General features: G+C 64.0%; 17 protein-coding genes. 9 read left to right on the top strand and 8 right to left on the bottom strand.

Annotation, left to right across the window (positions count from 1 at the left end; all coding sequences use genetic code 11):
- A partial coding sequence (locus RSW2DRAFT_RS10915; RefSeq protein ID WP_008030903.1) for a 3'(2'),5'-bisphosphate nucleotidase CysQ family protein occupies positions 1-473 on the bottom strand: 473 nt, incomplete at its 3' end.
- 136 nt (positions 474-609) lie between these two features.
- Here RSW2DRAFT_RS10915 and RSW2DRAFT_RS10910 point away from each other — a divergent pair.
- From RSW2DRAFT_RS10910 to dnaJ, 4 genes are all read left to right on the top strand, one after another.
- Positions 610-1,431 carry an ABC transporter permease gene (locus tag RSW2DRAFT_RS10910; RefSeq protein WP_008030902.1) on the top strand — a complete coding sequence of 274 codons (822 nt, stop codon included), beginning with the start codon at positions 610-612 and terminating at the stop codon, positions 1,429-1,431.
- Positions 1,428-2,039, top strand: a complete 612-nt coding sequence (locus tag RSW2DRAFT_RS10905) for a hypothetical protein (RefSeq protein ID WP_008030900.1) — start codon at positions 1,428-1,430, stop codon at positions 2,037-2,039. The genes RSW2DRAFT_RS10910 and RSW2DRAFT_RS10905 overlap by 4 nt, the downstream gene beginning before the upstream one ends.
- Positions 2,040-2,241: 202 nt before the next feature.
- Positions 2,242-4,149, top strand: a complete 1,908-nt coding sequence (dnaK, locus tag RSW2DRAFT_RS10900; protein ID WP_008030898.1) for a molecular chaperone DnaK — start codon at positions 2,242-2,244, stop codon at positions 4,147-4,149.
- 63 nt (positions 4,150-4,212) lie between these two features.
- Positions 4,213-5,370, top strand: a complete 1,158-nt coding sequence (gene dnaJ / locus RSW2DRAFT_RS10895) for a molecular chaperone DnaJ (protein ID WP_008030896.1) — start codon at positions 4,213-4,215, stop codon at positions 5,368-5,370.
- A gap of 41 nt (positions 5,371-5,411) precedes the next feature.
- Here the strand turns inward: dnaJ and RSW2DRAFT_RS10890 are convergent, their stop codons facing one another.
- Positions 5,412-6,452 (bottom strand): DUF475 domain-containing protein, encoded by a 1,041-nt coding sequence (locus RSW2DRAFT_RS10890; RefSeq protein WP_008030894.1) that lies wholly within the window; start codon positions 6,450-6,452, stop codon positions 5,412-5,414.
- A gap of 148 nt (positions 6,453-6,600) precedes the next feature.
- Here RSW2DRAFT_RS10890 and radC point away from each other — a divergent pair, with 148 nt between their 5' ends.
- Positions 6,601-7,371 (top strand): RadC family protein, encoded by a 771-nt coding sequence (radC, locus tag RSW2DRAFT_RS10885; RefSeq protein WP_008030892.1) that lies wholly within the window; start codon positions 6,601-6,603, stop codon positions 7,369-7,371.
- Here radC and RSW2DRAFT_RS10880 read toward each other — a convergent pair.
- The 3 genes from RSW2DRAFT_RS10880 to secA all read right to left on the bottom strand — a co-directional run bounded on the left by RSW2DRAFT_RS10880 (position 7,349) and on the right by secA (position 12,899).
- Positions 7,349-8,872: an OmpA family protein gene (locus RSW2DRAFT_RS10880; RefSeq protein ID WP_008030890.1), complete on the bottom strand. Its 1,524-nt coding sequence runs from the start codon at positions 8,870-8,872 to the stop codon at positions 7,349-7,351. The two genes, radC and RSW2DRAFT_RS10880, sit on opposite strands and share 23 nt — an antisense overlap.
- A gap of 17 nt (positions 8,873-8,889) precedes the next feature.
- On the bottom strand, positions 8,890-9,990 hold the full coding sequence (locus tag RSW2DRAFT_RS17185) for a hypothetical protein (RefSeq protein ID WP_008030888.1): 1,101 nt from the start codon (positions 9,988-9,990) through the stop codon (positions 8,890-8,892).
- Positions 9,991-10,160: 170 nt separating this feature from the next.
- Positions 10,161-12,899, bottom strand: a complete 2,739-nt coding sequence (secA, locus tag RSW2DRAFT_RS10870) for a preprotein translocase subunit SecA (RefSeq protein WP_008030887.1) — start codon at positions 12,897-12,899, stop codon at positions 10,161-10,163.
- Positions 12,900-13,085: 186 nt separating this feature from the next.
- Here secA and RSW2DRAFT_RS10865 point away from each other — a divergent pair, with 186 nt between their 5' ends.
- From RSW2DRAFT_RS10865 to RSW2DRAFT_RS18315, 4 genes are all read left to right on the top strand, one after another.
- Entirely contained in the window at positions 13,086-13,943 is an 858-nt protein-coding gene (locus RSW2DRAFT_RS10865) for a peptidylprolyl isomerase (protein ID WP_008030885.1), read from the top strand.
- A 19-nt stretch (positions 13,944-13,962) separates the two neighbouring features.
- Positions 13,963-15,312 (top strand): bifunctional glutamate N-acetyltransferase/amino-acid acetyltransferase ArgJ, encoded by a 1,350-nt coding sequence (argJ, locus tag RSW2DRAFT_RS10860; RefSeq protein WP_008030882.1) that lies wholly within the window; start codon positions 13,963-13,965, stop codon positions 15,310-15,312.
- A 22-nt stretch (positions 15,313-15,334) separates the two neighbouring features.
- Entirely contained in the window at positions 15,335-15,733 is a 399-nt protein-coding gene (locus RSW2DRAFT_RS10855; RefSeq protein ID WP_008030881.1) for a (deoxy)nucleoside triphosphate pyrophosphohydrolase, read from the top strand.
- 112 nt (positions 15,734-15,845) lie between these two features.
- Entirely contained in the window at positions 15,846-15,986 is a 141-nt protein-coding gene (locus RSW2DRAFT_RS18315; RefSeq protein ID WP_008030879.1) for a hypothetical protein, read from the top strand.
- Positions 15,987-16,055: 69 nt separating this feature from the next.
- Here the strand turns inward: RSW2DRAFT_RS18315 and infB are convergent, their stop codons facing one another.
- Genes infB through nusA form a run of 3 tightly spaced genes read right to left on the bottom strand, consistent with a single transcriptional unit; the run spans position 16,056 to position 20,835 of the window.
- Positions 16,056-18,584: a translation initiation factor IF-2 gene (gene infB / locus RSW2DRAFT_RS10845; protein WP_008030878.1), complete on the bottom strand. Its 2,529-nt coding sequence runs from the start codon at positions 18,582-18,584 to the stop codon at positions 16,056-16,058.
- Positions 18,581-19,213, bottom strand: coding sequence for an RNA-binding protein (locus RSW2DRAFT_RS10840; protein WP_008030875.1), 633 nt, complete (start codon positions 19,211-19,213; stop codon positions 18,581-18,583). The genes infB and RSW2DRAFT_RS10840 overlap by 4 nt, the downstream gene beginning before the upstream one ends.
- Positions 19,214-19,233: 20 nt before the next feature.
- Entirely contained in the window at positions 19,234-20,835 is a 1,602-nt protein-coding gene (nusA, locus tag RSW2DRAFT_RS10835; protein WP_008030873.1) for a transcription termination factor NusA, read from the bottom strand.
- Between the last annotated feature and the right edge of the window lie 10 nt (positions 20,836-20,845).

The raw sequence follows: 20,845 nt of genomic DNA, 5'->3' as shown, positions 1-20,845 counted from the left end.
TCGGGGGTGGAAACCCCGACCCGGTGCACAGCACCGGCAACCACCTTGTCGAAAGCGCCGGTTTCTTCCACCGAACTGCCGTCAGCCTGAGTGTAGAACAGCCGCCCCTGCGCCGGCGCATAGACCACGCCGCGCACCGGCACGCCGTCCTCGACATAGGCGATGTTCACGGTGAAATCGCCGCGCCGCTGCACGAACTCCTTGGTGCCATCCAGCGGATCGACGATCAGGAAGGTGCGGGCCGTCAACGCGTGGCTTGCCGCCTGTTCCTCGGTGATCAGCGTGATATCGGGAAACGCCGCCCGCAACCCGGCCGAGATCAGCGCATCCGCCGCCTCGTCAGCCTCGGTTACCGGGCTGGCATCAGCCTTGGTCTTCACCGCGAAATCGGGCGAATTATACACCGCCATGATCCGGTCGCCGGCCTCCAGGGCAAGACGGCGGATGACGCGGACAAGCTTGTCGTGATCCATAAGACGCTCCGGCAGGGCGATCTTTTGACCGCCGTTGATATGAAACCCGATCTTCCTTATCATCGCTTGCTAAGGGAACGGCAAGATTTCCCGGTGTATATGCGGCAAGTCCCGCCACGCATGAGGTTCCGCAGGCATGTTTCGACCGCAAACCCGGCAAAGTCAGGCGCGCTCGGCATTTGGGATGCTGGAGCTGATCTTCCACGCCACGGTGCGCAATATCCGCAAAAGCCACGGCAATGCGGTCATCGGGCTGCTGATGAACATCTTCCAGACCCTGATGCTGGTGGCAGTGTTCTATTTCCTGATGAATGTCATGGGGATGCGGCGCAACGCCATTCGCGGCGACTTCGTGCTTTACATCTTTTCCGGTGTGTTCATGTTCATGACCCACACCAAGACCATGGCCGCTGTGATCAAGGCCGAAGGTCCGACCTCGCCGATGATGAAACACGGGCCGATGAACACCATCGTGGCGATTTCGGCCGCAGCCGTGGGCGCGCTTTATACCCAGGTGCTGTCGGCCTCGGTGATCCTTTATTTCTATCACGCCGCGATCACGCCGATCAGCATCGACGATCCGGTGGGGGTGATGGCGATGCTGATGCTGTCCTGGGCCTCGGGTCTGGCGATCGGCATGGTGTTCATGGCGGCGATGCCCTGGGCACCCGATCTGTTCGGCATTGTGTCGCAGATCTACATGCGCGCCAACATGATAGCCTCGGGCAAGATGTTCGTGGCCAACATGATGCCCAGCTACATCCTGAAAATGTTCGACTGGAATCCGTTGTTTCACACCATCGACCAGGGCCGCGGCTACATGTTCCTGAACTACAACCCGCATTTCAGCAATACCAGCTACCCGCTGAAGGTGACAATTGCCTGCCTGATGATCGGGCTGATGGCCGAGTCCTTTACCCGCAAACATGCCTCGGCCAGTTGGAGCGCCAAGCGATGATCCGATACTTTCTTGTTCTGCTGTGTCTGGCGCTGCCGGCGCAGGCGCAGGTCTTGCCCGCGCTGTTCGACGTGACCGGCGTTGCCGCCGATGACACGCTGGCCGCCCGCGCCGAACCCGCCGCCAGCGCCGAAAAGCTGGGAAGCCTTGCGCCCGATGCCAAGGGGGTCGAGGTGGTGGCCTATTCCGACGATGGCGAATGGGGCCAGATCAACCTGGACGAAGACGCGATTGCCTGGGTCGCGCTGCGCTATCTGCAACAACAGCCGGGGCCGGACTGGCCGGAGCTGACCCGCCCGATGAAATGCCTTGGCACCGAGCCGTTCTGGACTGCCGACTTTGATCCCGCCACCGCCACGCTGGTGTTCACCGACCTGACAGAGACCACAACCACCCTGAAGATGGATGCCGCCGTGCCGATTTTCGCCCGCAACGACCGGGTGGGCATGCTGCTGTCCAGCCCCGGAATGACCGGCTTTGCCAGCCTGCGCGCCGAGATTTGCGCCGACGGCATGGATAACACCCTGATGGGCATCGACATGGATCTGTTCACCCGCAAAGGCGATCAGACGCTGGGCCTTTCGGGTTGTTGCAGCCTGGGCGACTGAACGTCGCGGATCGGCGGGGATTTCACGGCATTTTCCTGAAATTTCCCGCCGCCGTTGCGCTTGCAGCCTTGCAGACCCCTCCTTATATACGCCCAAGACAGCCGGATGGGGCGGCACGCCTTGCCGGAACGTTTGGGATCGGGGATCAGGGGCCACAACGGGCCTGACCCCCATAACATCGCCTAAGAAGAGGTAGCTTATCATGGCCAAAGTCATCGGGATCGACCTCGGGACCACGAACTCCTGCGTTGCCATCATGGATGGGGCGCAGCCGCGGGTTCTCGAAAACGCCGAAGGGGCACGCACCACGCCCTCGATTGTCGGGTTTACCGAACACGAACGTCTGGTCGGCCAGGCCGCCAAGCGGCAAGCCGTCACCAACCCGTCGAACACCATTTTCGCGGTGAAACGCCTGATCGGTCGCCGGATCGACGACGCGCATCTGGCGAAAGACAAGAAGAACCTGCCCTACAATCTGGTCAACGGTGGCAGCGGCGACGCCTGGGTCGAGGTGCGCGGCGAGAAATACTCGCCCAGCCAGATCTCGGCCTTCATCCTGCAAAAGATGAAAGAGACCGCCGAAAGCTATCTGGGCGAGGAAGTGACGCAGGCCGTCATCACCGTTCCCGCCTATTTCAACGACGCCCAGCGTCAGGCCACCAAGGACGCGGGCAAGATTGCCGGTCTTGAAGTGCTGCGCATCATCAACGAACCCACCGCGGCGGCGCTGGCTTACGGCCTTGACAAGAAAGACGCGAAAACCATCGCGGTCTATGACCTTGGCGGCGGCACCTTCGACATCACCATCCTCGAGATCGACGATGGCCTGTTCGAGGTGAAATCCACCAACGGCGACACCTTCCTGGGTGGCGAAGACTTCGACATGCGCGTGGTCAACTATCTGGCCGACGAGTTCAAGAAAGAGCATGGCGTTGACCTGACGCTGGACAAGATGGCGCTGCAACGCCTGAAGGAAGCCGCCGAAAAGGCCAAGATCGAGCTTTCCTCGGCCAGCCAGACCGAAATCAACCAGCCGTTCATCTCGATGGACCGCACCACCGGCCAGCCGCTGCACCTGGTGATGAAACTCACCCGCGCCAAGCTGGAAAGCCTGGTGGCCGACCTGATCAAGGCCTCGATCAAGCCGTGCCAGGCCGCGCTGAAGGATGCCGGCATCGGCATTGGCGACATCGACGAGGTGGTTCTGGTCGGCGGCATGACCCGTATGCCGCGTGTGATCGAGGAAGTGACCAAGTTCTTCGGCAAGGAGCCGCACAAGGGCGTCAACCCGGATGAAGTCGTGGCGCTGGGGGCTGCTATCCAGGCCGGCGTGCTGCAGGGCGACGTCAAGGACGTGGTGCTGCTGGACGTGACCCCGCTTTCGCTGGGCATCGAAACGCTGGGTGGCGTGTTCACCCGGCTGATCGACCGCAACACCACGATCCCGACCAAGAAAAGCCAGGTGTTCTCCACCGCCGAAGACAACCAGAACGCCGTGACGATCCGGGTGTTCCAGGGCGAACGCGAAATGGCCGCCGACAACAAGATGCTGGGCCAGTTCAACCTTGAAGACATCCCGCCCGCCCCGCGCGGCATGCCGCAGATCGAGGTGACCTTCGACATCGACGCCAACGGCATCGTGTCGGTCGGCGCCAAGGACAAGGGCACTGGCAAGGCGCAGAACATCACCATCCAGGCCTCGGGCGGTCTGTCCGACGCCGATATCGAAAAGATGGTGCGCGACGCCGAAGCCAACGCCGAAGGCGACAAGGCCCGCCGCGAGCTGGTGGAAACCCGCAACCAGGCCGAAAGCCTGATTCATTCCACCAAGAAGTCGATCCACGACCATGGCGACAAGGTCGATCCCTCGACCGTCGAAGCCATCGAACTGGCGATGGGCGCGCTGGAGGAAACCCTTGAGAAAGACGATGTCGGCAAGATCAAGGGTGGCATCCAGAACCTGACCGAGGCGGCGATGCGTCTGGGCGAGGCGATCTACAAGGCCAGCCAGTCCGAAGCCGAAGGCGGCGCCGATGATGGCCCGCGCTCGGTCGATGACGACATCGTCGATGCCGACTTCGAGGATCTTGGCGGAAACAAGCGGAAATAATCCGTAGGAAATCGGTCGGGCGGCCATAGCGTCGCCCGCCGGTGCTCCGTTAAGGAACTTGCCATGGCAAAACGCGATTTCTACGAAATCCTTGGAGTCGCACGCGGGGCGAGCGCCGAGGAATTGAAAAAGGCCTACCGCGCCAAGGCCAAGGAACTGCACCCCGACCGCAACACCACCGATCCCAACGCCGAAGCCCAGTTCAAGGAAGTGAACGAGGCTTACGACGTGCTGAAGGATGCCGACAAGAAAGCCGCCTATGACCGCTATGGCCATGCGGCGTTCGATGGTGGCATGGGCGGCGGCCCGGCAGGCGCGCGGCGCGGCTATGGCGGCCAGGGCGATTTCGCCTCGGCCTTCTCGGACGTGTTCGAGGATCTGTTTGGTGATTTCATGGGCGGTCGCGGTGGTGGCGGCGGCAACCGCTCACGCGCCCAGCGCGGTTCCGACCTGCGCTACAACCTGCGGGTCAGCCTGGAAGAGGCGTTCAAGGGCGCGCAGAAAACCATCAACGTGCCTGCCTCGGTCGCCTGCGAGTCCTGCAAGGGCACCGGCGCCGAGGGTGGCGCCGAGCCCGTCACCTGCCCCACCTGTTCGGGCATGGGCAAGGTGCGGGCCCAACAGGGCTTTTTCACGGTCGAACGCACTTGCCCCACCTGCAACGGCATGGGCCAGATCGTCAAGAACCCCTGCAAGGCCTGCGGTGGCGCCGGACGGGTGGAAAAGGAACGCGCGCTGTCGGTCAACATCCCGGCCGGCGTTGAAACCGGCACCCGCATCCGCCTGGCGGGCGAGGGCGAGGCCGGCATGCGCGGCGGCCCCTCGGGCGATCTTTATATCTTCATCGAGGTCAAGGAACACGCGATCTTCCAGCGTGACGGCATCAACCTTTACTGCCGCGTTCCGGTTTCAATGCCCACCGCCGCCATGGGCGGCGAGGTCGAAGTGCCCACCATCGACGGCGGCATGAGCCGGGTCAAGGTGCCCGCAGGCAGCCAGACCGGCAAGCAGATGCGGCTGCGCGCCAAGGGCATGCCGGCGCTGCGCGGTGGCCCGGCAGGTGACATGCTGATCGAACTGGCCGTGGAAACCCCGGTCAACCTGACCGCGCGGCAGAAAGACCTGCTGCGCGAGTTCGAAAAGCTGTCGGAAGAAAACAACCCCGAAGGCTCCAGCTTCTTTTCCAAGGTGAAAAGCTTCTGGGACGGGATGAAGAACTAGGCGCTGGTGCCCAAGCGCGGGCACCCGCCGTTCATTCGCGCTCAGGCATCCTCGCCGGAAGCCCCGCCATTGCGGCGATAGCGGATCGACGACAGCAGCGCCAGACCGATGAACCCGGCGCCCAGCAGCCCGGTCACCACTTCGGGGATGTGCCACAGCGTCTGACAGAACATGATCCCCGACAGGATCAGGATCGACCAGAACGCCCCATGCTCCAGATAGCGGAACTCGGCCAGCGTGTTGCGTTCGACCAGCATGATCGTCATCGACCGCACATACATCGCACCGATCCCCAGGCCGATGGCGATCAGGAACAGGTTCTGCGTCAGCGCAAACGCCCCGATCACCCCGTCGAAACTGAAACTGGCGTCCAGCACTTCCAGATACAGAAACGCCCCTAGGCCCCCACGCGCCGCCGAACCGATGACCTGCTGGCTGGCATCCAGCAGATGCCCCAGCACTTCGACCAGCAGAAAGGTCAGCAGACCCGCCACCGCCGCGTACAGAAAGGTCGCCACCTCGGCCTCGGGCATCACGCTGGCAAAGACCATGACCACCGCCAGCACGATTGCCAGCTCGATCCCCTGCACCGACGAGAACTTCGACATCGTGCGTTCCAGCGTCGCGATCCAGTGGACGTCCTTGCCTTCGTCGAAAAAGTATTTCAGCCCCACCATCATCAGGAAGGCGCCGCCAAAGGCCGCAATCGACAGATGCGCCTCGCCGATGATGCTGGCGTATTCCGCCGGGTTCAACGCCGCCAGCTTCAGCGCCTGCCACGGCCCGATATGCGCCGCCACCACCACGATCAGCAGCGGAAAGATGATCCGCATGCCGAACACCGCGATGATGATGCCCCAGGTCAGAAAGCGGTGCTGCCAGACCGGCGTCATTTCCTTCAGCTTGTTGGCGTTGACGATGGCGTTGTCGAACGACAGCGAGATCTCCAGCACTGCCAGCACCGAGCCGATCAGCAGGAACGAAAGCCCGCCCGCCAGTGTGCCGGAAAACAGCCAGCCCAACCAGAACGCCCCCACCAGGCCGATAGCCGTAAAGACGAAGGCCCAGCGGAAATACTGCATGGTAGATGCCAACAATCGCTGTCCCCTTGGTCGCTTCGTTGCCGCTGACATACGCATCCCGCACCGTCGCCGCAAGGTCGGCGCTGCCGTGTGACGCGCCCGGTTGCGGTTAATGGTTTCTTCACCAAACCCGTGCCAAGCTGCGCTCATGAGCCCGCACCGCGCCTTTCACGAAGCCCCGCTGCCGCTGTTTGCCCCGCAAGGCGACGGCGACGAGGCTGTGGGGGCAGCGCTTCCCGCCCGTCTGCCCTCGTATATCGCCGACCACCGCAAACGCCTGCGTAGCCGCTTCATCGAAGGCGGCGCCACAGCGATGCCGGATTACGAACTGCTGGAACTGCTGCTGTTCCGCGCCATTCCGCGACAAGACGTGAAACCGCTGGCGCGCGCGCTGCTGGACACCTTCGGCGATTTCAACCGGGTAATCTCGGCCCCGATGGCGCGACTGCTGGCGGTCAATGGTGTTGGCCAGGCCGTGGTGCAGGAATTGAAGATCGTCGAGGCCGCGGCGCAGCGGCTGATGCGCGCTCGGGTACTGCACCGGCCGGTGCTGTCAAGCTGGGACGCGCTGCTGGATTATTGCCGCACCGCCATGGCGCATCTGGATCTGGAACAGTTCCGCATCCTGTTTCTGGATCGCAAGAACGTGCTGATCGCTGACGAGGCGCAGGCCAAGGGCACGGTGGACCATGTGCCGGTCTATCCGCGCGAGGTGGTGAAACGGGCGCTGGAACTGAACGCTTCTGCGTTGATATTGGTGCACAATCACCCCTCGGGAGACCCAACACCCTCAGAGGCCGATATCTCGGTGACCATGCAGATCCAGGATGCCGCGGCGACACTGGGCATCACCCTGTACGACCATCTGATCATCGGCAAAGACCGCGAACTCAGCTTCAGGGCACAAGGCTATCTTTAACCGGCCCCAGCAAAGGGCGCAGCCAGACTTCCACCCGCCGGTTCAGCCGCCGCCCCGCCGCCGTGGTGTCGCATGCCATCGGCAGCGCCTCGCCAAAGGCTTCGATCCGCGGCAGGGCCTGACCCTCGGGCAGGTCGGGTGTGGCCTTGGTCAGCGCCGCCAGCACGCCCTCGGCCCGCGCCTGCGACAGCGCCAGATTGGCCGCCGCATCGCCCGCGCCATCGGAAAACCCGGCCAGCACCATGTCCTGCCCGCGAAACTCCCCCACCGCCAGCAGCCGCGCCAGATCGGCCAGGTTGTCGCGGCTATGGGCATCCAGAGTGGTCGAACCATCCTCGAAGCGGAAGGTCAGCGACAGCCGGTCCGCCCCCACCATCAGATCGGCCAGCCGTTTCAGATCATCCAGCGTCACATCCGCGCCCGCGCCGCGAATGGCGTTGATCAGCCGCAGGCCATCGGCGGTCATCGGCTGGCGTTCCGGCGCGCGATCGACGTAGCCGGCGGCGGCGACCGAGGCTTGGGCTTCCGGCAATGCCAGAAACTCCAGAAACTCGCGGGCCAGCAGCGGCAGGCGTCGGCGCGGGGTCAGCAGGTATAGCGGCAGCGAAAGCGGGTAATCCTCGGCTTTCACCGCAAGGCCGGTGGGCAGCAGCGGAAAGCTGCAACTGTCGGTCAATGGCAGCGCCCGCGCCGCGCCTTGCGCCGAACGCCCGGTGATCGCCAGCGCCCAGGGGTCGCGCGCCACTGCCGCGGCCAGGCTGGCCAGATCGGGATGCCGAACGCTCGCCGCCACCGGCCGCCCCAGCCGAGCCTCCAAGGCCGCCTGCAAACTGTCACCGGGTTCCAGCGCGTGAAGCACCAAGGGCATGTCCGGCCCGCCCAGCGCCTGCCAGTTGGTCACCTCGCCCAGCAGCACGCGCGCAAGATCGGGCGTGGCGATGCGCGGAAAGGCGTTGTCCTGCGCCACGATGGCGATCAGCGCATCCAGCCCCAGCACCCGCGACCCCATACCCTGCGGCGCAGTAGCCGAAACGACCAGTTCCGCCGCCCCGCTGGCCAGCGCCTTTTCAGCGGCAGCAGGGGCGGTGGCGGCAAAGCTGATGCGGGCCAGCAGCTGGCCGGTGGCAGCATCGGTCAGCTCGGCTGCAAAGCCCGCTTCGGCAGGCTGGCTGTCGATCTGCAAACCGCGGGTCGCGGCAAAAACCGCCAGCAGGCCCGGCAGCAACCGGTTGCCCGCATCTGCCGCCCCCTGGATGCGAATCACCGCCAGTGGCGCTGTCAGGTCGGGGCAGCCGGGGCCGGTGCAGATCACGCCTTCGCCATCGACGGTCAGCAGACCATACGCGGTTTCGATGCGGTAAAACTCGCCGTCAAAGCCTTGCAGCGTGCCGTCCAGCGTGATGCCGCCATCGCGGGCGGTCAGGGTGACATCCTGCGCCGCAGCCACCCCGCAATGCAGGAACGCGGCGATCACCGCCGCGCCCCAAATCCGTCGCCCCATGAATTGCCGCCTGACCCTTACTTCGCGGCGATCTTCATATCCGGGGCCAGATTATTCAACACCAGAATGTCGCCGGTACCATCGCATTGCGGCATCGCCACCGTGAGATCGGTCACAGTGACCGCACCACCGCTGCTGACCAGGGTTTCGCCCAGCAGATCGCGGCCACAGGTGGCCTCGGTAATCGCGGCCTCGACCACGATGCGCGCGGTGACGCCGGGTTTGGCGGGATAGGTGTAAACCTCGGCCAGCATCGGCAGATCGACCGTGGCATCGCCCAGCAGGGTCAGGAAACCGCCATCCGCAGGCGCGCCCGCAGGCGGCAGATGCGGATCGGCGGCCGAGATATGGCCGGGCGTGCCGTAATCGGCGTCGCCTTCAAAAGCGTGCAGCTGGAAATTGTCGTCGGCGGTCCACTGCACGGCAAAGCGTTGCACGGCGTCCAGATCGGGCACCGCAAGCTGCGCCTCGGCGGTCTTGCCATCGGGCAGCATCACCGACACCGCGCCCTCGCGATCCAGCGCCGGCAGCGTCAGGAACAGCGACCCGCTACCGGAGGTTTTCGCGGTGACGGCCAGGCCGCCATGCTTCAGCACCACCCGCGCGTTGCTTTGGCAGGGCGCCAGCAGCGTGATCCCCAGCATTGCCCCCGGTTGCGGCGCAAGATCCAGCGTCAGCGGACATGCGTTTGCCACGACGTCGGGCACAGGTTCGGCCAGCGGTGCCGGTTGCGGCAACTCCGGGGTTTCCAGCCGCGCCAGTTCGATCGGTGCCGATTGCAGCGCCGGGGCGACCGCGCCTTTCAGCGCCTTGCCAACTGCGATGGCCGCAAGCAGCGGCGAAGCGGCTTTGGGTGCTTCGGCCGCGGCGACCGATGGCGGCGGCGTCTCGGCCGGGGCAAGCGCCTGCACCGGCAGACCGGGCGGTGGTAGCGCCGTGACAGGCGTTGCCAGCCCGGCGTCGGATTTCGCGGCCAGATGGGTGATGGCGGTCGGGGTCGGCTCGGCTTGCGCCAGTTGGCTGGCCGGGTCGTCCGACAGGTTTTGCACGATCTGCCCGGAAGCCAGGCCCGCCGTCAGCAGGGCAACCGACAGGGCAATGCGTCGTTTCGCGTTCATCTCAGCCTCCGCTCAGAACTTTATCGTGCAAGGCTAGTCGGCAATACTGGCACGGAAATGGCGAATTCAGGGAATGTTTCCAACGACGTTGGGGATTGTTTCGCGAAACCGCCGCCCAAAATGCCACAGGGGCGGGAATCCCGCCCCCGTTTCGCCGCAATCAACCGGCCTCAGACCAGATTGCCGTGGCAGTGCTTGAACTTCTCGCCCGAGCCGCAGGGGCAGGGGTCGTTGCGCGCCGGGTTGCCCCAGGTGGTGGGGTCGGCGGCATCGAATCCGGCCAGCGCCGTGGCAGCCACTGCAACCGGTGCTGCACCAGCAGCCTCGGCCTCGACAGGTTCCGCCTCGACGGTTTCGGGTGCCAGCTTGGCCTGTTCGGCCTGCTGCTGTGCCAGGAACTGCGCCATCATCGCCTGCCGTTCCGCCTCGGAGATCGGCCGGACCTGCGCCAGTTTCTGCGTCACGTCCTGCCGCAGCGAATCCAGCATGGATTCAAACAGCGCAAAGGCTTCGGTCTTGTATTCGGCCAGCGGGTCGCGCTGCGCATAGCCGCGGAAGCCCACGACCGAGCGCAGATGCTCCAGCGTCAGCAGGTGGTCGCGCCATTTGCCGTCGATGGTTTGCAGCAGCACCTGCTTCTCGATGGTGCGCATGGTCTCGGGGCCGAACGCCGCCAGCTTGTCTGCCATCAGCGCGTCAGAGGCGGCCTCCAACCGGTCGCGCACGACGTCCTGATCGACACCTTCTTCGGCGGCCCAGTCCTTGACCGGCACATCCAGCCCGACCTTCTCGATGCAGGCCTCGTGCAGACCTTGCACATCCCATTGATCGGGATAGCTTTTCGCCGGCATGAAATCTTCGACCAGATCGTCGATCACCTGATAGCGCATGTCCTGGGCGATTTCGGACAGGTCTTCGGCCTGCATGATGTCCAGCCGCTGGCTGAAGATCGCCTTGCGCTGGTCGTTCATCACGTCGTCGAACTTCAACAATTGCTTGCGGATGTCAAAGTTGCGGCCTTCAACCTTGGCCTGGGCCTTTTCGAGGCTTTTGTTGACCCAGGGGTGAACGATGGCCTCGCCTTCCTTCATCCCCAGTTTCGACAGCACCGCATCCAGCCGCTCCGAGCCGAAGATGCGCATCAGGTCATCTTCCAGCGACAGGAAAAAGCTGGAACGCCCCGGGTCGCCCTGACGCCCCGAGCGGCCGCGCAACTGGTTGTCGATCCGGCGGGATTCGTGACGTTCGGTGGCCAGCACGTAAAGCCCGCCCGCCGCCAGCACCCGCGCCTTTTCCTCGGCGTGTTCGGCCTCGATCTGGGCGCGCAACGTGTCGGGGTGCAGCGTCGGGTCGGCGGCAATCGCGGCCAGCACCTTCATCTCGACGTTGCCGCCAAGCTGGATGTCGGTGCCGCGACCGGCCATGTTGGTGGCGATGGTCACGGCGCCGAACTTGCCGGCATCGGCGACGATCTGGGCTTCCTGTTCATGCTGCCGGGCGTTCAGCACGTTGTGGGTGATGCCCGCCGCCTTCAGCATTTCGGAAAGCTGTTCCGATTTCTCAATGCTGGTGGTGCCGACCAGCAGCGGCTGGCCCTTTTCATGCGCGGCGCGAATTTCCGCCACCACGCCTTCGTATTTCTCGCGCGCGGTGCGATAGACCTTGTCGTGTTCGTCCTTGCGCTGCACCGGCTGGTTGGTGGGCACTTCCACCACGCCCAGCTTGTAAATCTCCATGAACTCCTCGGCTTCGGTGCTGGCGGTACCGGTCATGCCGGCCAGCTTCTCGTAAAGCCGGAAGTAGTTCTGGAAGGTCACGCTTGCCAGCGTCACGTTTTCCGGCTGGATCGCCACATGCTCCTTGGCCTCGATGGCCTGGTGCAAGCCGTCCGACAGCCGCCGCCCGCGCATCATCCGGCCGGTGAATTCGTCGATCAGCATCACTTCGCCGTCGCGCACGATATAGTTCTGGTCCTTGTGGAACAGCTTGTGCGCCCGCAGCGCCTGCGTCACGTGGTGCACCAGCGTCGTGCTTTCGGGATCGTAAAGCGATTGCCCCTCGGGCAGCAGCCCGGCAGTCAGCAGCCGCTGTTCCATGAACTCGTTGCCTTCTTCGGTGAAGGTGACGTTGCGGGTTTTCTCGTCCAGCTTGAAATGCTCGGGCAGCACTTCGGGGATCAACGCATCGACGGTCTGGTAAAGCTCCGACCGATCTTGCGACGGGCCGGAAATGATCAGCGGCGTGCGCGCCTCGTCGATCAGGATGCTGTCCACCTCATCGACGATGGCGTAGAAATGCCCGCGTTGCGACATGTCCTCGATGGCGCTTTTCATGTTGTCGCGCAGATAGTCGAAACCCAGCTCGTTGTTGGTGGCATAGGTGATGTCGGCGCGGTAGGCGGCCTTCTTTTCGGCATCGGGCTGATAGGGATAGACCACACCGGTCGTCAGCCCCAGCGCCGCGTAAACCTTGCCCATCCAGGCCGAGTCGCGCTTGGCCAGATAGTCGTTGACGGTGACGACATGCACGCCCTTGCCCGCCAACGCATTCAGATAGGCCGGGAAGGTGGCGACAAGGGTCTTGCCCTCGCCGGTCTTCATCTCGGCGATGTTGCCTTCGTGCAGGAAGATGCCGCCCTTCAGCTGCACATCGAAGGCCCGCAGGCCAAGCGCCCGGCGCGCCGCCTCGCGGCAGTTGGCGAATGCTTCGGGCAGCAGCGCGTCCAGGGTTTCACCGGCTTCGATGCGGGCCTTGAACTCGGCTGTCTTGGCTTTCAGACCCTCGTCGGACAGCGCCTTGAATTCCGGCTCCAGCGCGTTGATCTGTGCGACCAAGGGGCGAACCGATTTGACCTTGCGGTCGTTCGGCGTGCCGAACATCTTCCGCATTAGCGTTCCGAGACCCAGCATGTTTTCTCCGCCTGGTCGTTCCTGACAAAATCGTGCGAGGCTAAGGCCCTTGCCCGCCCGCACAGCCTTCCCTAGAAGAACCAAGACGGCGTAACAGCCCTGTCTCACGCGACTGTCGCGATGTAAGGGGCGGCGTCGGCCAAGTCAACGTCGCGCGACCGCGCGGCAGGTTCAGGAGAAGGTGAAATGGCGAAATTTGCGAAGTTTTGGCCCACTGTGGCCCTTGGGGCCGCTTGCGCCTTCGGAATGGCCCTGCCGGTTTCGGCCGAGGATCTGACTGCCGAGACAGTGGTGGCCACGGTGAACGGCACCAACATCACGCTCGGTCACATGATCGTGCTGCGCGACGGCCTGCCCGCGCAATACAGCGACCTGCCCGACGATGTGCTGTTCAAGGGGATTCTGGACCAGTTGATCCAGCAATCGGCGCTGGAGCAATCGTTGGGCGGCACCCTGACCAAGCGCGACACCTTGTCGCTGGAAAACAGCCGCCGTGGCTATCTGTCAGGCGTGGCGCTGCAAGCAGCGGTCGCGGGGGCCGTGACCGACGAAAGCCTGCAAGCCGCCTATGACGCCAAATACGCCCATGCAGAACCAACCACCGAATACCATGCAGCCCATATTCTGGTGGACAGCGAGGAAAAGGCCAAGGCGCTGAAAACCCAGATCGACGGCGGTGCCGATTTCGCGGAACTGGCGATTGCCAATTCGTCGGATGGCTCGGCTGCCAATGGTGGCGATCTGGGCTGGTTCGGCCTGGGCATGATGGTGAAGCCGTTCGAGGATGCCGTTGTGGCGCTGAAGCCCGGCGAGGTTTCGGCCCCGATCCAGACCCAGTTCGGCTGGCATCTGGTCAAGCTGACCGAAACCCGCGTGGCCAATGCCCCAGCGCTGGACGATGTGCGCGACGAGTTGGCGGGCGAGATCGAGCAGGCGGCACTGACCGCCCATATCGAAAAGCTGACCGCTGCCGCCACCGTCACCCGCCCCGGCGAGGGGATTGACCCGGCGGTGCTGAAAGATCAGACCTTGCTGGACAAATAACTGCAAACCGGGGGCAGCAATGGCCAAGACCGACTGGAAAGCCAAAGCCAAGGCGTTGAAGAAAAAGCTGAAAAAGCTGGGCGCCTTGGTGGAGGAAAAGCCGGTGGCCCCGGTGGCCGCTGCGGCCAAGCCTGCCAAGCTGGTCTCGAAGCTGGCCCCCAAGGGCGGTTTTCCCGCCCTGCCGGTGATCGCCGGGGTGGAGTTTTCGGCGGTCGAGGCGGGCGTGCGCTATGCCAACCGCACCGATGTGATGCTGGTGAAACTGGCCCCCGGCACGGCGATTGCCGGGGCCTTTACCCGCTCCAGCACCCGCGCCGCCTGCGTGCTGGATTGTCAGTGCAAGCTGGCTGCCAAGGTTCCAGCGGGGGCCGGGGCGGCTATCGTGGTGAACTCGGGCAACTCCAACGCCTTTACCGGTCAGGGCGGGGTGGATGCGGTGAACGCGGTGACCGGGGCGGTGGCCGAGGCACTTGGCCTGCCCGCGGCCCGGGTGTTTTCCTCCTCGACCGGGGTGATCGGCGAGCCGCTGCCCTATGAGAGGATCACCGCGAAGATACCCGATCTGGTGGCAGGCTTGCGCGATGACGCAATTTCTATGGCCGCGCTGGCGATGATGACCACCGACACCTTCCCCAAAGGGGCCATGGCTACGGTGCAGGGCGACGGTGGCGAGATCCGCATTGCCGGCATCGCCAAAGGCTCGGGCATGATTGCGCCGGATATGGCGACCATGCTGGTCTATATCTTCACCGACGCGAAAATCGCCCCCGCCATGCTGCAAAAGATGCTGTCGCGGCATGTGGATACCACGTTCAACGCCATCACCGTGGACAGCGACACCTCGACCAGCGACGCGCTGATTCTGGCGGCTACTGGCCAAAGCGCGGCTGGCCCGGTGAAAGGCCCGGTCGCCAAGGCATTCGAGGCGGCGCTGCATGGTGTGATGCTCGATCTGGCGCAGCAGGTGATCCGCGATGGCGAGGGGGCCACGAAATTCGTCGAAGTGCGGGTGACCGGTGCCGCCTCGGCCTCGGATGCCCGCAAGGTGGCGCTGTCGATTGCCAATTCGCCGCTGGTGAAAACCGCGCTGGCCGGGCAAGACCCGAACTGGGGCCGGATTGTCGCCGCCGTGGGCAAATCGGGGGCAGAGGCTGACCGTGACCGCCTGACCATCCGCTTTGGCGAGATTCTGGTGGCCGAAAACGGCTTTCGCAACCCCGACTATTCCGAAGACGACGCCGCCGCCTACATGCGGCAGGACGAGTTGCTGATCGGCGTCGATCTGGGGCTGGGGCAGGCGTCGCGCTCGGTCTGGACCTGCGATCTGACGCACCGCTACATCGACATCAACGCCGATTACCGGTCGTGAAAGTCATGCCGGAGGCGTGCCAGTGAAAGTCTTGCTGGTATCGGCAGTTGCGCTGATCGACGTTGACGGTCGGGTGCTGCTGGCACAGCGCCCCGAGGGCAAATCGCTGGCGGGGCTGTGGGAGTTTCCGGGCGGCAAGGTGGAACCGGGCGAGACGCCGGAAGGTGCGCTGATCCGCGAGCTGAAAGAGGAACTCGGCATCGACACCTGGAAAAGCTGTCTGGCACCCCTGACCTTCGCCAGCCACAGCTACCCGGAGTTTCACCTGCTGATGCCGCTGTTCGCCTGCCGCCGCTGGACCGGAATTGCCCATGGCCGCGAGGGGCAAAATCTGGCCTGGGTGCGACCACAATCCTTGCGCGACTACCCGATGCCGCCTGCCGATCTGCCGTTGATTCCCATTCTGCGCGACTGGTTGTAACATAATTGCGTATTTTCGCCGCGAAACTGCGCAATTGTGGCAAAATTTAGGTTTAAATTAATAAATGTGTCGTTATCGTGTCCAAAGGGATCACAAGCTTTGGGGGAAGCGGATGCTGCGCACGATCACTTTGGGAAGTTGCGTTTCGGTGCAGGGGCTGGTTGTGGCGCAACTGGCCGATGGCAAGCTGGTGGTTCGTGTCGATGACAAGAACTTCGTCGGCCATCCGGTCAACGCAGCCCAAGTTTCCTGACGACACCACACCACGCGCAACGAAAAAGGCCGGGCGATTTGCCCGGCCTTTTCAATTGTTGCCGAAAGGTCAGGCCAGCCTGCGCTGAACCTCCTCGCGCTCGAATATCTCGATCACGTCGCCTTGGCGGATATCGTCATAGCGTTCAAACGCCATGCCACATTCCTGCCCCGACTGCACTTCCTTCACTTCGTCCTTGAAGCGTTTCAGCGTCTTCAGCGTGCCTTCGTGGATCACCACGTTGTCGCGCAGCAGGCGCACCCCGGCGGAGCGGCGGGCGATGCCTTCGGTGACGATGCAACCGGCAACATTGCCGATGCCGGTGACCTTGAACACTTCCTTGATCTGGGCGTAACCGATGAAGGTTTCGCGCACTTCGGCCTTCAACAGACCCGAGGCCGCCGCCTTCACGTCATCCACCAGGTCGTAGATCACGCTGTAGTAGCGAATCTCCACGCCCTTCTGGTTGGCGATCTGCCGGGCGCTCGCATTGGCCCGCACGTTGAAGCCGATCACCGGCGCACCCGAGGCTTCGGCCAGGCCGACATCGGTTTCGGTGATGGCGCCCACGCCGTAATGCAGCACGCGCACGCGCACCTCGTCGTTGCCGATCTTTTCCATCGCCTGAACGATGGCTTCGGCAGAGCCCTGCACATCGGCCTTCACCACGATCGGCAGTTCGGCCACGTCCTTGTCGGCCTTGGCCTTGGCCATCAGCTGTTCCATGGTCACGGCGGCACCGACGGCGGCGCGTTTGTCCTTGGTGGTTTTCTCGCGATAGGTGGCAATCTCGCGCGCCTGCGCTTCGGTTTCCACCACGTTCAGCACATCACCGGCCTGCGGCGTGCCGTTCAGGCCCAGCACTTCCACCGGAACCGAAGGCCCGGCCTCGTCGATCCGCTCGCCCTGATCGTTGATCAGCGCACGAACCTTGCCCCACTGCTCGCCAACAACAAAGATGTCGCCTTTGCGCAGGGTGCCGTTCTGCACCAGAACCGTGGCCACCGGGCCGCGACCCACGTCCAGCTTGGCCTCGATCACCGCACCCGAGGCGGCGCGGTTCGGGTTGGCGCGCAGTTCCAGAATCTCGGCCTGCAGCGCGATGGCTTCCAGCAGCTTGTCCAGCCCCTGCCCGGTCTTGGCCGAAACCTCCACATCCAGCACGTCGCCGGACATCGCTTCGACCACCACTTCGTGTTGAAGAAGGTCGGTGCGCACCTTGGTCGGGTTGGCGTCGTATTTGTCGATCTTGTTGATCGCGACGATCATCGGCACCTTGGCGGCCTTGGCGTGCTTGATGGCTTCGATGGTCTGCGGCATCACCGCATCATCGGCAGCCACCACCAGCACCACGATATCCGTTACCTGCGCGCCACGCTGGCGCATCGAGGTGAAGGCGGCATGGCCCGGGGTATCAAGGAATGTCAGCCGCGCCCCGGCATCGGTGGTCACCTGATAGGCGCCGATATGCTGGGTAATGCCGCCGGCTTCGCCCGTCACCACATTGGCGTGACGGATCGCATCCAAGAGCGAGGTCTTGCCGTGGTCAACGTGGCCCATGATGGTCACGATCGGCGGCCGCGAGATCAGGCTTTCGGCGCTGTCCTGCACATGGTCGATCACCTGTTCCACATCGGCATCGGAAACACGCACGGCACGGTGGCCGAACTCCTCGATCACGATCTCGGCGGTGTCGGCGTCGATGGCCTGGTTCATGGTGACCATGAGGCCCATCTTCATCAGGCTTTTCACCACATCGGCGGCGCGTTCGGCCATCCGGTTGGCAAGTTCCTGCACCACGATGGATTCCGGCAACTGCACGTCGCGGACCATCTTTTCCGGCTTGTTGCCAAAGCCCAGCGCCTTCTGGCGGGCCTTTTCCTGCTTGCGCTTCATCGCGGCAAGGCTGCGGGTGCGCACGCCTTCGCCGGCCAGCGCGTCATTCAGCGTCAGCTTGCCGGCGCGGCGGGCGTCATCGACCTTGGCCTTGGCGTTGCGGTCGCGGTCGTCGCGCTCGCGTTCGGTCTTGCGCGGGGCCAGCGGCGGTTTGGCCGAGGCCGGGCCGCGGGCGTCATCGCCAGCCGTCGCGGGCGTGGAAGTGGAAGCGGGCCGGGCGCTGCGCGGGGCGGGCGCTGCCGCCTGTTCGGCACGCTGCGCCTTGATCTCGGCTTCAGCCTTGGCGCGGGCCTCTTCGACCAGCTTCTGGCGGGCCGCGTCTTCGCGCTCGCGCTCTTCGCGTTCCTTGATCTCGATCTCGTCGCGACGCTTCTGGCGATCTTCCTCGCGGATGCGGTCATCCTCGGCGCGTTTCACCGCGTCTTCGGCCTCGCGTGCCTTGGCATTGCGCAGGGCCGCCAGACGGCGTTCCATTTCGGCGTCGGAAATCCCTGCCGGGCGTTTGGACGGGTCGCCCAGATGCGAGGCCGTGCCGGGGGCTGCCGCAGCACCGGGGGCGCCGGGCTTCGCCACCACAAGGCGCTTGCGCTTGGTCTCGACCAGAACGCTTTTGGTCCGGCCATGGCTGAAGCTTTGCTTCACCTGTCCTGAACGCGGTGCGCCACCAAGGCCAAGGGGTTTTTTGCCGTCTGTATCGGTCATGCGTCTTTCGTATCCCTTCGGGCGATCATGTCGCCGCCGTGCCCACGGAGTCCCGCAAGCCTTGCCGCTTCCTCTACAACACGGTTGCCGAGTCCACCAGCCGCAAGCGCGCCGTGTATTGCATGTTCACGCCCGAATGCCAAACCCATTTCCTGAGCCGTCAGACAGCCGATGAACCCGTGTTGTCCTTCGGGCGGATGCAGCTTGCTTTTGCCGCGTTCCGACCCGTCGCTGGCCTGCACCAGCACCTTTGCCTTGCCCTTGACCAGCCAGTCCTTGACCTTCTCGAAGCCGGTCACCGCATCGCCCGCCTTGCGCGCGAGGCTGATCAGATCGACCACCCGCCGCGCCAGCTGGTGTTCCACCAGATCGGCCAGCCCGGGCGGCACCTGCACCGGCTGACGGGCGGCGCGGGCAAACAGACCCTTCGCCGCCGCCTTTTCAATCGCCGCCCGGTCGGCCACCACATAGATGCCCCGCCCCGGCAAGCGCCCCAGCACATCGGGCACCAGTTGCGCCTCTGGCCCCAGCGCAAAGCGCACCAGCCCGGCCTTGGGCTGGCTTTCGCCGGTGACGATGCACCGGCGTTCCGGGTCTTCGGCGTCGTCGTGCCGTCCTGCGCGCGTCACGGGTTTACCCGAGGCCGGTTTCAGGCCTCGGCCTCCTCGTCGTCTTCGGCGGCGGGCAGCAATTCGGCGGGGTCAACCCAGCCCAGCATCACCCGCGCCGTCATCACCAGATGCTGCGCCTCTTCCAGAGACACGTCAAATTCTTCCAGAACGCCCTGATCCTTGACCCGCGCGCCGTTGACCGTGGTCCAGCCGCCGGCCAGTTCCCAGTCGGCGCAGGTGGCAAAATCTTCCAGCGTCTTGATGCCGTCCTTGGCAAGTGCTTCCAGCATTTGCGGCGTCAGGCCTTCGAAGTTCACCAGACTGTCCTCAACCCCCAGGGCGCGGGCATTTTCCATCGCCTTGATGTTGGCAGCTTCCAGATTGTCGCGGGCACGTGCCTGCAACTCGCCAGCGGTCGCCTCGTCGAAGCCGTCGATCGACAGCAACTCGTCCAGATCGACATAGGCCACTTCTTCCAGATTGGTGAAGCCTTCCGACACCAGAAGTTGCGCCATCATCTCGTCGATATCCAGCGTGTCCATGAACAGCTTGGTGCGTTCGGTGAACTCGGCCTGACGGCGGGCGGAATCGTCGGTTTCCGTGACGATGTCGATGTCCAGCGCCGTAAGCTGGCTGGCCAGCCGCACGTTCTGGCCGCGCCGCCCGATGGCGAGCGAAAGCTGCTCGTCCGGCACCACGACCACGATCTTGCCGGCTTCCTCGTCGATCACGACCTTGGAAACCTCGGCCGGTTGCAGCGCGTTCACCAGGAAGGTCGCCTGATCCTGATTCCACGGAATGATGTCGATCTTCTCGCCCTGCAACTCGTTGACCACGGCCTGCACGCGGCTGCCGCGCATACCGACGCAGGCACCCACCGGGTCAATCGAGTTGTCATAGGAAATCACCGCGATCTTGGCACGCGAACCGGGGTCACGCGCCACGGCCTTGATCTCGATGATGCCATCATAGATTTCCGGCACTTCCATCTTGAACAGTTCCGCCATGAATTGCGGGTCGGTGCGCGACAGGAACACCTGCGGCCCACGGGCCTCGCGGCGCACGTCCTTGATATAGGCGCGAATCCGGTCGTTCGGGCGATAGCTTTCGCGGCCGATCTTCTCGTTGCGGCGCAGGATCGCTTCGCCCCGGCCGATATCGACGATGATGTTGCCGTATTCCTCACGCTTGACCACACCGTTGATGATGCTGCCCTTGCGGTCCTTGAATTCCTCGAACTGGCGGTCACGCTCGGCTTCGCGCACCTTCTGCAGGATCACCTGCTTGGCCGATTGCGCGGCGATGCGGCCCAGATCGACCGGCGGAACCTCGTCGATCACCTCGTCACCAACCACTGCGTCCGGCTTGATCGCCACGGCCTGCTTCAGCGTCAGTTGCGCATGGTGATTTTCCAGCGCCTCATCCTCCACCACGGTGCGGATGCGGGCAAAGGTGGCGCGGCCGGTCTTGCGGTCGATCTTCACCCGGATGTCCAGCTCGGCGCCGTAACGCGACTTGGCGGCACGGGCGAGGCTTTCTTCCATCGCCTGGATCACCAGATCGGGGTCGATCATCTTTTCGCGCGCCACCGCTTCGGCGGTTTGCAGCAGTTCAAGCTGGTTGGCAGAGGTAATCGCCATGGTCAGTCCT

Source organism: Rhodobacter ferrooxidans (genome assembly GCF_000176015.1).
In the GTDB taxonomy this organism is placed as follows: Bacteria; Pseudomonadota; Alphaproteobacteria; order Rhodobacterales; family Rhodobacteraceae; genus Pseudorhodobacter_B; species Pseudorhodobacter_B ferrooxidans.
This window is presented reverse-complemented; position numbering and strand designations above follow the sequence as displayed.